Here is a 13,622-nt window from a genome sequence, read left to right as displayed (position 1 = left end):
ATGCTGCACCGATTACGTCCGTACGGATTTCGAGCGCACATCGAGCCAGACCGCGACCAGAATGACCACGCCCTTGACGATGAGCTGATAGAAATAAGGCACAGACAGCATGTTCATGCCGTTATTGATAACGCCGATGATGAGCGCGCCGAGAATGGTGCCGACCATGGTGCCGACGCCGCCCGCAAGCGAGGTGCCGCCCAGCACGACCGCCGCAATGGCGTCGAGTTCGTAGCCCATGCCCGCATTAGTCTGCGCCGAGGACAGGCGCGACGAGAGCAGAATGCCGCTGATCGCAGCCATGACGCCGGAGAGCATGAAGACGATGATCTTGATGCGGTCGACGCGGATGCCCGAATAAATCGCCGCTTCCTTGTTGCCGCCCGACAGATAGATGCGGCGACCGAACACAGTCTTCGACAGCAGGATATAGTTGAAAATGAACAGGACGCCGACAATCCAAATGATGATCGGCAGGCCGAGCCAGTTTTCCGACCCGATGGCGAGCCAGGTATCGTTTTCGATGATTTCCGGCGCGCCATTGGTCGGCAGGCTGACCATGCCGCGATAGATGCCCATTGTCGCGACCGTCACGATGAAGGAGGGCAGCATCAGCTTTGCCGAAAGCACTCCGTTCAGGCCGCCCATGATGGCGCCCGCCGCAAGGGTGAAAACCACGGTTGGCACAAAGCCGAACCCCATGGAGAAGGCTTGCGCCGCCACCATTCCGGAAACGGCGATGATGGAGCCAATCGAAAGGTCGATCTCACCGAGCAGGATCACATAGGTCATGCCATAGGCGGCAACGGCAATCACCGCCACCTGCTGCATGATGTTCATGAAGTTGTTGAAAGCCAGAAAGCGCGGGTTCAACACAGCGAAGACCACGCAAAGCACGGCCAGCGAAACAATGATGCCGCCATATTGGCGAACCAGCGGGGAGGAGAAAAGCGAACGGCGGACTTCTGCGTCCACGGCTTTCTTCTGGATATTTTGGGCGTTGCTCATAGGTGCATTCCTGCTGCGTAGCTCATGACGGTTTCGGGCGTAAGGCCATCGGCATCGACAATGGCGGCGACATGCTTGTTATGCATGATGACCACCCGGTCGCTGAGGCCCAGCACTTCCGGCAGTTCGGAGGAAACCATCAGAATCGCCGCGCCATTGGCGGCAAGTTCACGGATGATGCGATAGATTTCGAATTTCGCGCCGACATCGACACCGCGTGTCGGTTCGTCGAGAATGAGGATGCGCGGCTTTGTCTGCAGCCACTTCGCCAGCACGATCTTCTGCTGGTTGCCGCCGCTGAGCGATCCGGCAACCGTGTCGATGGAAGCGGTCTTGATGGCAAGGCGCAGCACTTCCGCCTTGGCGGCGGAGCGTTCCGCGCTGGAACGCATCAGGCCGAAAGGCCCCGCCAGCTGGCCGAGCCCCACCATATTGATGTTGCGCTCGACGCTATGCGGAAGAACAAGGCCTTCTTCCTTGCGGTTCTCGGTCACGAAGGCAATGCCGTGGCGAATGGCATCGGTCGGCGAGGCAAGCGTGATGGCTTCGCCTTCGAGCCTGATTTCGCCCGTTGGCCGCAGCATCCCGAACAGCGCCTTCATTACATCCGAACGGCCAGAACCGACCAGTCCGAAAAGCCCAAGGACTTCGCCGGGCTTCACATCGATGGAGACCTCGTGGAACTTGCCCGGTACGGACAGGTTCTTTGTCGCGAGAATCGGCGGAACGGCGTCCGAAGGGCGCGGCGCTTCACGCGGCGGGTAAATGTCGTTCATCTCGCGACCGACCATGAGCGCGATCAGGCGCTCGATGCTGGTCTCGCTCTTTTCGGTGGTCGTGACATATTCGCCATCGCGAACAACCGTAATGTCGTCGGAAAGCCGCATGATTTCTTCCATGCGGTGCGAGATATAGATGACGGCAGTGCCCTTGGCCTTCAGGCGCTCGATGATTGAAAACAGGATTTCCGCCTCGCTGTCGGACAGCGATGAAGTCGGCTCGTCCAGAATGACGACATCGGCAGGCTGGCTCAAGCCCTTGGCGATTTCGACGAGCTGACGCTGGGCAATCGAAAGATCGCCGACCTTGGCGCGCGGATCGACCGGAAGTCCGAGATCGGCAACGAGTCTGGTCGCTTCCGCGTTCAGCTCGCGCTCGCGGATGAAGCCGAAGCGGCTCGGCTCGTGGTTCGCGAAAATATTCTCGGCAACGGTCAGGTTGCGGGAGAGGCTCAATTCCTGAAAGACGATGGCGATCCCGCTGGCGCGTGCATCGCGCGGGTTCTTCGGCGCATAGGCCGCGTCTTTGAGCAAAATCGTGCCCGAGGTCGGCTTGAACACGCCAGCCAGAATCTTCATCAGCGTGGATTTGCCAGCACCGTTTTCACCGAGCAGCGTATGCACGCGCCCGCGCCGCACGGTCAGGTTCATGCGCTTCAGCGCGATGACCGGGCCGAAAGACTTCGCAACATCGCGAATTTCCAGAACCGTATCCGCTGCCGTCTTCTGTTCGGATTGGGTTGCTGTCACAGGATCTGTCACTTTTGAGGCCTCCACGCTCCGTTTGCTGCAGTCTGCCACGAACCGGATATGGCCGGGTCCGCACAGCCGTGCTGTCTAAAGGGATGCGGTGGCGGCCCGGAAAGGGGAGGCTTTCCGGGCCGCCACCGCAAAAAGGAAACAGCGACTGGGAGGAGTGTCGCTGCTTCACGCGGTCTTACTTGGTTTCGCCGTCCTTGGTGACGACGCCCGGAACGATTGGCTGCTTGGCCGGAACGCTCTCGCCCTTGATGACCTTGGCGGCGGTTTCAACCGCAACCTTGCCCATTTGGTCTGGATATTGCGCGATCACGCCGACCATGATCGGGTCGTTTTTCACGGCGTTGCGGGCTTCTTCCATGCCGTCAAAGCCGATCACCTTGACCTGATTTTCAAGCTTGGCGGCTTTCACAGCCGATGCGGCGGCAAGTGCAGCATCATCGCCGAAGCCGAAGATGCCGACGATATCCGGGTTGGCCTGCAAGATGTTCTGCGCGGTCGCCAGTGCTTCCGGACGGGTGATGCCCGGCTGGATCGCCACGATTTTGATGTCGGGATACTTGGCGATGCCCTTCTTGAAGCCTTCAACGCGGTCAACAACTGACTGAACCGTCGGGTAATCGATGACGGCGACATTGCCCTTTTCGCCGATGGTCTTGGCCATCAGTTCGGCAGCGCGTTCGCCACCGGCAAAGTTGTCGGTGCCGACGAAGGAGGTCACGTCCACATTGTTGGCAGGCACATCGACCGTGATGACCTTGATGCCAGCCTTTTCAGCCTTGTTGATGGCCGAGCGCACGCCCTTGCTGTCAACCGGCGAAATGATGATGACATCGACGCCCTTGGTGATGAAATCTTCCACATCGGCGAGCTGCTTGCTCAGGTCCTGATTGGCGATAGAAATTTCGAGCGGCACGTTTTCTGCCTGCGCTTCCTTCTTCATCGCGTCAGCGAGCGAGATGTAGAACGGATGCTGCTGGGTGAGAAGCGATGCGCCAACGCCTTCGGCAGAGGCAGAACCCGCCATCATGGCCAGAGCGACGCCGGAAAAGAGAATGCGGCCGAGAGAAGTGCGAAACATGATTTCCTCCGTATGAACCGGCGTCTGCCGGGCGGTCCTTCTAACAGGGACATGAACGATGACTTACCTGCTGGTTCATCGGACCGCAGCACTTTGCGTCGGTCTTCAAATCTCCCGGAAGGGCAGGTGCCTTCAGCCCATTATCGAGCTTCATTAGACATGATGGAGCTTGTTCAACGTGTCAATATATAATTTTTCACGTGTAAAAATTATAACGATTTAATTTCGCCCGAATAGCGGCGGGAAAAACAGTTGTGTTGCCTTATATCAGCATTTTCTGCGGTAATAAGGGCTGGCACCGGTGAAATTCAGGTTGCTTCTGTGAAAAAATAAATTTACGCATGGAAAAATCTTGAGGCGTGGAGTGGGCGCCGATCGGGACTGGCCCGAGGAAAGCGGAGCATGGCTGAAAACAAGATCAGGACGATGGAGGAGTTCGCCGTGGCAAGCGGCTTGTCGCGTCCTACGGTCTCGAAATATTTCGATAATCCGGAAAGCGTAAAGCCTTCCACGCGCGCCCGCATCGAAAAGGCGCTGAAGGATTACAACTATCAGCCCAATATTTTCGCCGTCAGCCTCAACCGCAAGAAGCCGAAGAATATCGGCGTCATCGTTCCGCATATTTCCGATCCGTTCTATGCCGAAATCATTCGCCAGATCGAATTGCGATGCCTTGCGGAAGGTTATTGGACCATCGTTCTGTCGTCGCATGGCGAGCGCAAGCTTGAAGCACGCGCCATGCGCTCGCTGATGTCGCTTAAGATCGCCGGTGTCCTGATGGCGCCGCTCGGTTTTGAAACCGACACCAAGCTTCTGTCCAGCCTTTCCGATTCGATGCCGGTGGTGTTTCTGGATAGCCGTATCGGCGAGGACCAGCCCTTTGTCGGCACCGACAACCGCGTCAGCATCGGCAACATTACCGAATATCTATGCAGGACCGGCGAGCATCCCTGTTTTCTGGAAATGCCTGCCGTCAACCAGAACGCGCTGGAGCGCCGCGCAGCCTATATCGCCACGATGGAAAGGCTCGGTATCGAGCCCATCGTTTTGCCGATGACCCCGAAAAACTGGAGTTTCGAGGAGCTCGGCTATCAGGAGGCGGGGCGTATTCTCGACCGCGGCGGTTTCCCGACGCGCACGGTTCTCTGCGCCAATGATCGTCTGGCCTTCGGCGTGATTTCGGCAGCTTTTGAACGCAGGCGTCATGTCGGGCGAGAGGAAGGCAGCGATCTGCGTGTCGCCGGTCACGACGATCACCCACTGAGCCGCTTCACCTGCCCGCCTCTGACGACGGTTGCCCAGGATTACCGCCAGATCGCGCAGCTTGGTCTGGATATGCTGTTTTCACGCATCAATGAGCAGGACAGCAGCAGCGCGACCGGCGAGGATATTCGCTATCTCGACAGCCATCTGATCATGCGCAGTTCGGCGTGATTGCTGCCGATAATTGCGTATTCAAGCTGACATTCTCAGCTTGATCTCAGCATTCAGCAGGATGCGGTTGCTTTCGGGCAGTTCGAGCCGATCTTCGGAATCTTCGCCCAATGTACGGAACAGAAGCTCAATCGCCAGCCTGCCGATTTCGTTATAATCCTGTGCGACCGTAGTGAGCGGCGGGCAGGTATATTCCGACAGCGGATTGTTGTCGTGACCGGCCACGCGGATATCGCAATCCTTGAGCCTGCCGATTTTCAGTCCCGCCTGCCAGAGCGCGCCCGTAACGCCAAAGGCGATGCGGTCGTTGGAGCAGAGCACCGTCGAGGTCGGAAAACTTGCCTTCTCGCGCATGATGCGCGCCGTCTGTTCAAAGGCATATTGTTCGAAATCCCAGCTGCGGCTCGGTTCCAGTTCGATGATGCGTGGCTCGTGACCGAGCTTTTCCATTGCCGTCGTATAGGCTTCGCGCCGTTTGAGAGCGTTGTTGTTCACAATCGGCATCGAGAAATAGCAAGGCTCGCTGCCAGAACGGCAGAGATAATCGACGATCAGGTGGAAGGATTTCTGGTTGTCGGTGCCGACGAAAGGCGTGGTGCTGTCGAGCGGCGAATCCACATAGACGATGGGGACGTCGTCGGCGAGACGCGCCAGCGCGGAATGCTGCGACTGTTCGCCAAGCGGTGCGATGATGGCGCCCGCGACATTGAGCGAGCGAAGCGTTTCAATCGCGCGCTTTTCCAGTTCCGGCTTGCCATCCGACGACAGAACGACAGTCAGATAACCCCGTTGCTCGGCCAGCGTTTGCAGCCTGCGGGTCATCGCCATGTAGAAATGATCGAGCTGGTTGGGAATGATGATTCCCAAAATTGTCGTGCGACGACGATTAAGGTTCACCGCGAAAAGATTGGGACGAAAGCCGGACTGCTTGACGGCCGCTTCGATGATCTCGCGGGTCTTCGGGCGGACGGATGATGGGTCGTTGAAATATTTGGAAACTGTGGGGCGCGACAGCCCGACGAATTCCGAAAAGTCTTCCATGGTGCGTATGGTTTTGCGCACGTTTCTCTGTCCTGTCCGTCAGCTGCCCGCTGCAATTTCTTGCAGTGACAGCTCACATTCTCCTGCTATCGGTCGGGTCCAGATGCGCTGGCCCATAGATGCGCGACACATCGTCTGCAGCTTGTTTTCCAATAATTTCAGGATGTTCCTCCAACCAGACCCGCCATGAAATTTTTCGCGGCGGGCCCAAGTCAAACTGTCAAAGGCTGAAGCAAAGGTCAAGCGAACAATGACGAACATCTGGAACGATGCAGCGCATATTTGAATGTGCTAAGATAATCGCGGGGTCAGATCGCGCGGTGAAAAATCCGTTGTTTCGGCCAGGAAAACAATCGAATGAATGGTCTTTTCAGCGCGCAAATCAAAATCAAAAACCGTGCTTGACAAGCTACGGAGAGCCGCGCCATAAATTTTACATATGTAAGAATTTTGCTATGCATTCGTAAAGGAGGAGACGAAATGCGGACCAAAACTTATGTGACAGGGCTTATTGCGTCTGCCGCTGGCGTCGCAATGTTTTCCGGTTCGGCGTGGGCGGAGGAGCTCACGATCGCAACGGTCAACAATGCCGATATGATCATCATGCAGAAGCTTTCGCCGGAGTGGGAAAAGGCCACCGGCAACAAGCTCAACTGGGTGGTGCTCGAAGAAAACGTGCTGCGCCAGCGTGTCACGACGGACATCGCAACCAAGAGCGGCCAGTTCGACATCATGACCATCGGCGGTTATGAAACCCCGATCTGGGGCAAGGCCGGATGGCTTCTTGCGGTCGATGATCTGGGCGACGATTACGACTATGACGATCTTATCAAGCCGGTGCGCGCCGGTCTGACGGTCGATGGCAAGCTTTATGCCGTGCCGTTTTACGCGGAAAGCTCGTTCACCCTTTATCGAAAGGATCTGTTCGAAGCCGCTGGCCTGAAAATGCCGGATGCGCCGACCTATGCCGAGATCAAGGAATTCGCGACCAAGCTCACCGACAAATCGAAAGAACAGTACGGTCTTTGCCTGCGCGGCAAGCCGGGCTGGGGCGAAAACATGGCCTATCTTTCCACCCTGGTGAACACATTTGGCGGCAGCTGGTTCGATGAGAGCTGGAAGCCGCAGATGAGCTCCGATACCTGGAAAAAGGCCATCAACTACTACGTCGATCTGATGAAGGAAGCAGGCCCTCCCGGAATCACCTCGAACGGCTTCAATGAAAATCAGGCGCTGTTCTCCACCGGCCATTGCGCCATGTGGATCGACGCCACCTCAGCTGCGGGCCGCATTTACGATCCGAAGCAGAGCCAGGTTGCCGACAAGGTGGCCTTCACCAAGGCGCCTGTCGAAGTGACGCCGAATGGCTCGTCCTGGGCCTGGTCGTGGAACCTCGCCATCCCGGCATCGACCAAGAAGGCGGAAGCCGCAAAGTCGTTCCTGAAATGGGCGACCTCGAAGGGCTACGTCGAACTGGTCGGCAAGTCGGAAGGCTGGGTTGCCGTTCCGCCGGGTACGCGTCAGTCGACCTACGCCAATGAAGAGTACAAGAAGGCCGCGCCTTTCGCCGAGACGGTTCTCAAGGCGATTGAATCGGCCGACCCGACCAAGCCGACCAAGGACCCGGTCCCCTATACCGGCATCCAGTTCGTGGCGATCCCTGAATTCCAGGCGATCGGCACCATTGTCGGTCAGGCAATCTCTTCGGCTGTCGCCGGTCAGCAAAGCGTCGATGCGGCGCTCGATGGCGCACAGAAGCAGGCCGAACAGATCATGACGCAGTCCGGTTACATCAAGTAATCCGGTTACCATCAGCCTGCTGCGCTCCTGAGTGAGAGCAGCAGGCTCGATTTTCGCGCGATCCGCCGCACCTTTTCGGGCGCGGTGGATGTTGAAGCGGGAAGGGGAGGAACGTCAGACATGCCAGCAAACCCGGCCTTGGCCACAGGCACCAAATCGCGCTTTGCCGCAAAATCGCGCCGCAGCGTCCGCACCGGACCTCTGCTTGCACCCGCCGTCATCCTGCTCTTGCTATGGATGATCGTTCCACTGGCGATGACGCTCTGGTTCTCGTTTCAGTATTACAATCTCATCAATCCCTTCGTGACCGGTTTTGCCGGTTTCTCGAATTACAAGTTCCTGCTGTCCGATCCGGGGCTCTGGTCGGCCATCACGAAGACGCTCATTCTGTTGGGCTCGGTTCTGGCCATTTCGGTGGTGCTGGGTGTTTTGTTTGCGGTGATTTTCGATCAGGATTTCTGGGGCAAGAACATTGCGCGACTTCTGGTCATTGCGCCGTTCTTCGTCATGCCGACGGTGTCGGCGCTGATCTGGAAAAACCTTCTGATGCACCCGGTCAACGGGTTGTTCGCCTTTATCTCGCGCAGTCTCGGACTGCCTGTCATTGACTGGTTCGGACAGTTTCCAATGGCGTCGATCATCATGATCGTATCCTGGCAGTGGGTGCCTTTCGCGACGCTTATCCTGATGACCGCCATGCAGTCGCTCGACCGCGAGCAGATGGAAGCGGCGCGGCTTGATGGCGCCAAAGGGCCGGTGATGTTCTTTTATATCGTCCTGCCGCATCTGCTGCGCCCGATCTCGGTCGTCATCATGATCGAGACGATCTTTCTCCTGTCGGTCTTCGCGGAAATCCTCGTCACTACCTCCGGTGGACCGGGTATTGCCACGACGACGCTGACCTATTTCATCTATCTGAAGGCGCTCCTTCAGTGGGATATCGGTGGCGCTTCCGCTGCCGGTGTCGTCGCCATCATCCTCGCCAATATCGTTGCCGCGTTCCTCATCCGAACCGTGGCGCGCAATCTGGATAATTAGGGGAGACGAACGATGGCTGCAAAACGCAAGTTCGACAAAGCCGCGCTCTCCGCCGGGATTATCGGCTGGATCGTGGCGCTTTTGATGTTCTTCCCGATCCTCTGGATGCTGCTTGCGGCATTCAAGACAGAGATCGACGCGGTGGCCCCGCCAAAGTTGTTCTTCGAGCCGACGCTGGAAAATTTCGCGGCGGTCAATCAGCGCGCCGACTATTTCCGCTACGCCATGAACAGCGTGATCGAGAGCCTTGGCGCGACGATCCTGTCGCTGCTGATCGCCGTTCCGGCGGCATATGCGGCGGCATTCTTTCCGGGAAAACGCACCAAGGATCTGCTGTTGTGGATGCTCTCGACCAAGATGCTGCCTGCGGTGGGTGTTCTGGTGCCGATCTATCTTCTGGCGCGCGATACCGGGCTTCTCGACACGCGCACCGGTCTGATCATCATCTTCACCCTTTCCAATCTGCCGATTGTGGTCTGGATGCTCTATTCCTTCTTCAAGGAAGTGCCGCATGAAATCCTTGAGGCGAGCCGCATGGACGGGGCGAAGGTCGGCCAGCAGATACGCTATCTGCTCCTGCCGCTAAGCCTGCCCGGCATTGCATCGACGGCGCTTCTTTCCATCATCCTGTGCTGGAACGAAGCCTTCTGGAGCCTCAATCTCACGGCCTCGCAGGCCGGGCCTCTCACGGCATTCATCGCGTCCTTCTCGTCACCGGAAGGGCTTTTCTGGGCAAAACTCTCGGCAGCGTCCACGCTCGCCATCGCGCCGATCCTCGTCTTCGGTTGGGTTACGCAGCGCCAGCTGGTGCGCGGTCTCACCTTCGGCGCCGTGAAGTAAAGGGAACCCCATGGCTACGCTTTCTTTTCATAACGCCACCAAGTCCTTCGGCAATATCGATGTCATCAAGGGTGTGGACCTAGCCATCGAAGACCGCGAATTCGTGGTCTTCGTCGGGCCGTCCGGTTCGGGCAAATCCACGCTTTTGCGGATGATTGCGGGGCTGGAAGAAATCACCAGCGGCGATCTTTTGATCGACGGGCAGCAGTGCAACGATACGCCGCCGGATGAACGCGGGCTTGCGATGGTGTTCCAGACTTATGCGCTCTATCCGCATATGAATGTGCGCGACAATATGGGTTTCGCGCTCAAGCTGGCAGGTGTGGGCAAGGCCGAGCGTGACCGCAAGGTGGAAGGTGTTGCCAGGACATTGCAGCTGGACAAATTGCTGGACCGCAAGCCGCGCCAGCTTTCGGGCGGTCAGCGCCAGCGCGTCGCCATTGGGCGCGCCATGGTGCGCGAGCCGAAGATTTTCCTGTTCGATGAACCGCTGTCCAATCTCGATGCGGCGCTGCGCGTGCAGATGCGCATCGAATTGGCGCGCCTGCATGACCGGTTGAATGCGACGATGATCTATGTCACGCATGATCAGGTGGAAGCCATGACGCTGGCCGACAAGATCGTCGTGCTGCGCGATGGCAAGCTGGAACAGGTCGGTTCACCGCTGGAGCTTTATCACCACCCGGTCAATCGCTTTGTGGCGGGTTTCATCGGATCGCCGACCATGAATTTCATCGAGGTCAAGGCGGGCGCCGTCGATAGCGATGGCGTGACGGTGCAGCTTGCCAATGGGCGTTCGGTCAAGGTGCCGGTTGCCGGTGAAGGGGTGAGCGCCGGTGCGCCGCTTGTGCTGGGCGTTCGCCCGGAACATCTGCATCCGGCGGATGACGGCATTCTCGAAGGCGAGATCATGGTGGTCGAGCGTCTTGGCGGCCAGACTTATCTCTATGTGCAAAACGATGCCGCTTCCGGCCTGATCGTGGCGGAAGCTGGCGGCAACAGCACGGCCCGTGCGCATGAAACGGCGCGGCTCGGTTTTGATGCCGCCGACGCGCATCTCTTTACGCCCGATGGCCTGTCGCTCCAGCGCCGTGACCGCCATCCGCTGATCCTGTCTGAAAAGAAAACGCATCTTTAAAGAAGCATTTCCAGCAAAAGCGCGAAGCGGTTTTGCGTCGGATAATGCGTAAGGAAAAACAATCACATTATCGGAGAAAGTCCATGAGACTGAAAGACAAGGTTGCCCTCATCACCGGCGCTGCGCGTGGCATCGGGCTTGGCTTTGCGGCGGCCTACGCGCAAGAGGGTGCAAAGGTCATCATTGCCGATATCAATATCGAGCGCGCGGAAGAAGCCGCGCGCGGTATCGGTCCATCCGTGAAGGCGGTGAGGCTGGACGTGACCGATCTGGGCGCAATCGACAAGGTGGTGGCCGCCATCGATGCCGAATATGGCGGCATCGATATTCTGGTCAACAATGCCGCAATCTTCGACATGGCACCGATCAATGAACTGACCGAGGACAGCTACGAACGCGTTTTGGGCATTAATCTCAAGGGCCCCCTTTTTATGATGAAGGCGGTTTCGAATGTGATGATCAAGCGCGGACGCGGCGGCAAGATCATCAATATGGCGAGCCAGGCGGGTCGCCGTGGTGAGGCGCTGGTGACGCTCTATTGCGCATCCAAGGCGGCAATCATCTCCGCCACGCAGTCGGCGGCTCTCGCTCTGGTCAAGCATGGCATCAACGTCAATGCGATTGCGCCGGGGGTGGTCGATGGCGAACATTGGGATGTGGTGGATGCGAATTTCGCCAAATGGGAGGGCCTGAAGCCGGGCGAGAAAAAAGCAGCCGTGGCGAAGTCGGTGCCGATCGGTCGCTTCGCGACGCCGGAGGATATTACCGGCATGGCGGTGTTCCTCGCCTCGTCCGACAGCGACTATATTCTCGCCCAGACCTTCGGTGTCGATGGCGGCAACTGGATGGCGTAAGGCGAGGCCGGGATAGTGCAATGAAAGCGATCTATTTTACCGGCCATGGCGAAGCAGGCATGGCCGATCTGCCGGAACCGGCATTGCTGCCGGGTCACGCGCTGATCGACGTCAAGGCGTCGGGCCTCTGTCACACAGACATTGATGTCCTGCATGGCCGCTATGGGTCGAGTGCCTTTCCGCTGGTGCCGGGGCATGAATATGCGGGCAGGGTGATGGCCATCGCCGAAGACGTGACCAATGTGAAGGTCGGCGACCGCGTTGCGGTCGATCCGAATATTCCCTGTGGTCACTGCCGCGCCTGCCTCAAGGGGCTGACCAATCTCTGCTCCGACCTGAAAGCTTATGGCGTGACCCATAATGGCGGCTTTGCTGGCATGAGCCTCGTCAATGCCAGCCATCTCCATTCTATCGGTGATCTGCCTTATGATATCGCGGCCCTTGCCGAACCGTTGGCCTGCGTGCTGAACGGGCTTGGCGCGGCAGGCTTGAAGACTGGCCCGCACGGTACTGAAAATGCGCTGGTTTTCGGGGCAGGCCCAATCGGCCTGTTGCTGGCCCTGTCGCTGAAAGCGCAGGGCGTGTCCGAGGTTGCGGTCGCCGACATCAATGAACACCGGCTGGCTTTCGTTGAAAGCCTCGGGCTTGAGCCGGTCGTGTCCGGTTCGCAAGCGCTGGACAGGCGCCAGCGCAGCTTTGATTTTGTCGCCGACGCCACCGGCATAGCCGGGGTGGTCGAAAGCATGGTCGGCTTCACCGCCGATGGAGGAACCGTTCTGGTATTTGGCGTCTGTGCGCCCGACGCACGAATTTCAGTGGCACCCTTCGAGATTTTCCGTCGCCAGATCAGGATTGCCGGTTCGCATTCTTTGAACCGAAACATTCCGCAGGCATTGGACATATTGAAACAGGACTTTTCAAACGGTGGCTCTATGGCGCGGCTCATTTCCCACCGGCTGCCGCTGGAGCAAATGCTGCCATTCTTCACCAAAAATGGCGGCGATCCCGCGACCATGAAAGTCCAGTTCGTACCCGATTGAATAGAGGATACCGTCATGACCAAGCTATCGCGCGCAACGCTTCAAAGCTTCGATAAGGTGCACAAGCCCGGCTACGATCCTGCCGGGTTGAAGCCGGGTATCGTGCATTTCGGCGTCGGCAATTTTCACCGCGCCCATCAGGCAGTCTATCTGGACGATCTGTTTGCGACCGGCGAGGGGCATGACTGGGCGCTGGTGGGTGCCGGTGTGCGTGGTAGCGACGATGCCATGCGTGATACGCTCAAAGTCCAGGACTGGCTGACCACCGTTGTGGAACAGGAAGCCGATCATGCAGGCGCGCGCATCACCGCATCGATGGTCGATTATGTGACGATTTCGACCGAGGAAGGGCGCAAGGCCCTGATGGCCTATCTGACATCAGCCGATACGCGCATCGTTTCGATGACGATCACGGAGGGCGGCTATTATATCGACCCGGCGAGCCAGACCTTCGATCCGGCTCATCCGGATATCGTGGCGGATGCCGCGCATCCGGACCATCCGAAAACCGTGTTCGGCCTGATCGTTCAGGCGCTGAAACTGCGCAAGGCGGCGGGTGTCCAGCCTTTCACGGTCATGTCCTGTGATAACATTCCGGGCAACGGGCATGTGACGGAAGACGCCGTGACGGGGCTTGCCAAGCTGAGCGACCCGGCCTTTGCCGACTGGATTTCTGCCAATGTCGCTTTCCCGAATTCGATGGTGGATCGCATTACGCCCGCCACCGGCGCGCGCGAACGCGAGATTGCCGCGAAGGATTTCGGTGTCGATGACGGCTGGCCGGTCTTCTGCGAAGTTTTCAAGCAATGG

General features: G+C 58.1%; 12 protein-coding genes. 8 read left to right on the top strand and 4 right to left on the bottom strand.

Annotated features, from left to right (window positions below; all coding sequences use genetic code 11):
- Positions 1-12: 12 nt before the first annotated feature.
- The 3 genes from D8666_RS22480 to D8666_RS22470 form a co-directional block, all read right to left on the bottom strand.
- Positions 13-1,008: an ABC transporter permease gene (locus tag D8666_RS22480; RefSeq protein ID WP_167836168.1), complete on the bottom strand. Its 996-nt coding sequence runs from the start codon at positions 1,006-1,008 to the stop codon at positions 13-15.
- On the bottom strand, positions 1,005-2,549 hold the full coding sequence (locus D8666_RS22475) for a sugar ABC transporter ATP-binding protein (protein ID WP_109366942.1): 1,545 nt from the start codon (positions 2,547-2,549) through the stop codon (positions 1,005-1,007). The genes D8666_RS22480 and D8666_RS22475 overlap by 4 nt, the downstream gene beginning before the upstream one ends.
- Before the next feature lie 175 nt (positions 2,550-2,724).
- On the bottom strand, positions 2,725-3,627 hold the full coding sequence (locus D8666_RS22470) for a substrate-binding domain-containing protein (protein ID WP_109366943.1): 903 nt from the start codon (positions 3,625-3,627) through the stop codon (positions 2,725-2,727).
- A gap of 402 nt (positions 3,628-4,029) precedes the next feature.
- Here D8666_RS22470 and D8666_RS22465 point away from each other — a divergent pair, with 402 nt between their 5' ends.
- The gene (locus D8666_RS22465; protein WP_109366944.1) at positions 4,030-5,061 is read left to right on the top strand and encodes a LacI family DNA-binding transcriptional regulator; all 1,032 of its coding nucleotides are present in this window, start codon (positions 4,030-4,032) and stop codon (positions 5,059-5,061) included.
- A 21-nt stretch (positions 5,062-5,082) separates the two neighbouring features.
- On the opposite strand, the gene D8666_RS22460 is transcribed toward D8666_RS22465, so the two are convergent.
- The gene (locus D8666_RS22460; protein ID WP_109366945.1) at positions 5,083-6,102 is read right to left on the bottom strand and encodes a LacI family DNA-binding transcriptional regulator; all 1,020 of its coding nucleotides are present in this window, start codon (positions 6,100-6,102) and stop codon (positions 5,083-5,085) included.
- A gap of 480 nt (positions 6,103-6,582) precedes the next feature.
- On the opposite strand from D8666_RS22460, the gene D8666_RS22455 reads away from it, so the two are divergent.
- The 7 genes from D8666_RS22455 to D8666_RS22425 all read left to right on the top strand — a co-directional run.
- A complete protein-coding gene (locus D8666_RS22455; RefSeq protein WP_167836167.1) occupies positions 6,583-7,902 on the top strand; it encodes an ABC transporter substrate-binding protein in 1,320 nt (439 codons plus the stop codon).
- A gap of 120 nt (positions 7,903-8,022) precedes the next feature.
- Positions 8,023-8,940, top strand: coding sequence for a carbohydrate ABC transporter permease (locus tag D8666_RS22450; protein WP_109366946.1), 918 nt, complete (start codon positions 8,023-8,025; stop codon positions 8,938-8,940).
- 12 nt (positions 8,941-8,952) lie between these two features.
- The gene (locus D8666_RS22445; protein ID WP_109366947.1) at positions 8,953-9,780 is read left to right on the top strand and encodes a carbohydrate ABC transporter permease; all 828 of its coding nucleotides are present in this window, start codon (positions 8,953-8,955) and stop codon (positions 9,778-9,780) included.
- 10 nt (positions 9,781-9,790) lie between these two features.
- Positions 9,791-10,918 (top strand): ABC transporter ATP-binding protein, encoded by a 1,128-nt coding sequence (locus D8666_RS22440; RefSeq protein ID WP_109366948.1) that lies wholly within the window; start codon positions 9,791-9,793, stop codon positions 10,916-10,918.
- Between the two features lie 83 nt (positions 10,919-11,001).
- Positions 11,002-11,772, top strand: a complete 771-nt coding sequence (locus D8666_RS22435) for an L-iditol 2-dehydrogenase (protein ID WP_109366949.1) — start codon at positions 11,002-11,004, stop codon at positions 11,770-11,772.
- A 20-nt stretch (positions 11,773-11,792) separates the two neighbouring features.
- Positions 11,793-12,812 carry a zinc-dependent alcohol dehydrogenase family protein gene (locus D8666_RS22430; protein ID WP_109366950.1) on the top strand — a complete coding sequence of 340 codons (1,020 nt, stop codon included), beginning with the start codon at positions 11,793-11,795 and terminating at the stop codon, positions 12,810-12,812.
- A 15-nt stretch (positions 12,813-12,827) separates the two neighbouring features.
- On the top strand, positions 12,828-13,622 hold a 795-nt coding region (locus D8666_RS22425), incomplete at its 3' end, for a mannitol dehydrogenase family protein (RefSeq protein WP_147438020.1).

The organism is Ochrobactrum soli (assembly GCF_003664555.1).
In the GTDB taxonomy this organism is placed as follows: domain Bacteria; phylum Pseudomonadota; class Alphaproteobacteria; order Rhizobiales; family Rhizobiaceae; genus Brucella; species Brucella teleogrylli.
The sequence above is the reverse complement of the archived record's forward strand: the minus strand, read 5'-3'. Positions and strand labels throughout refer to the sequence as shown.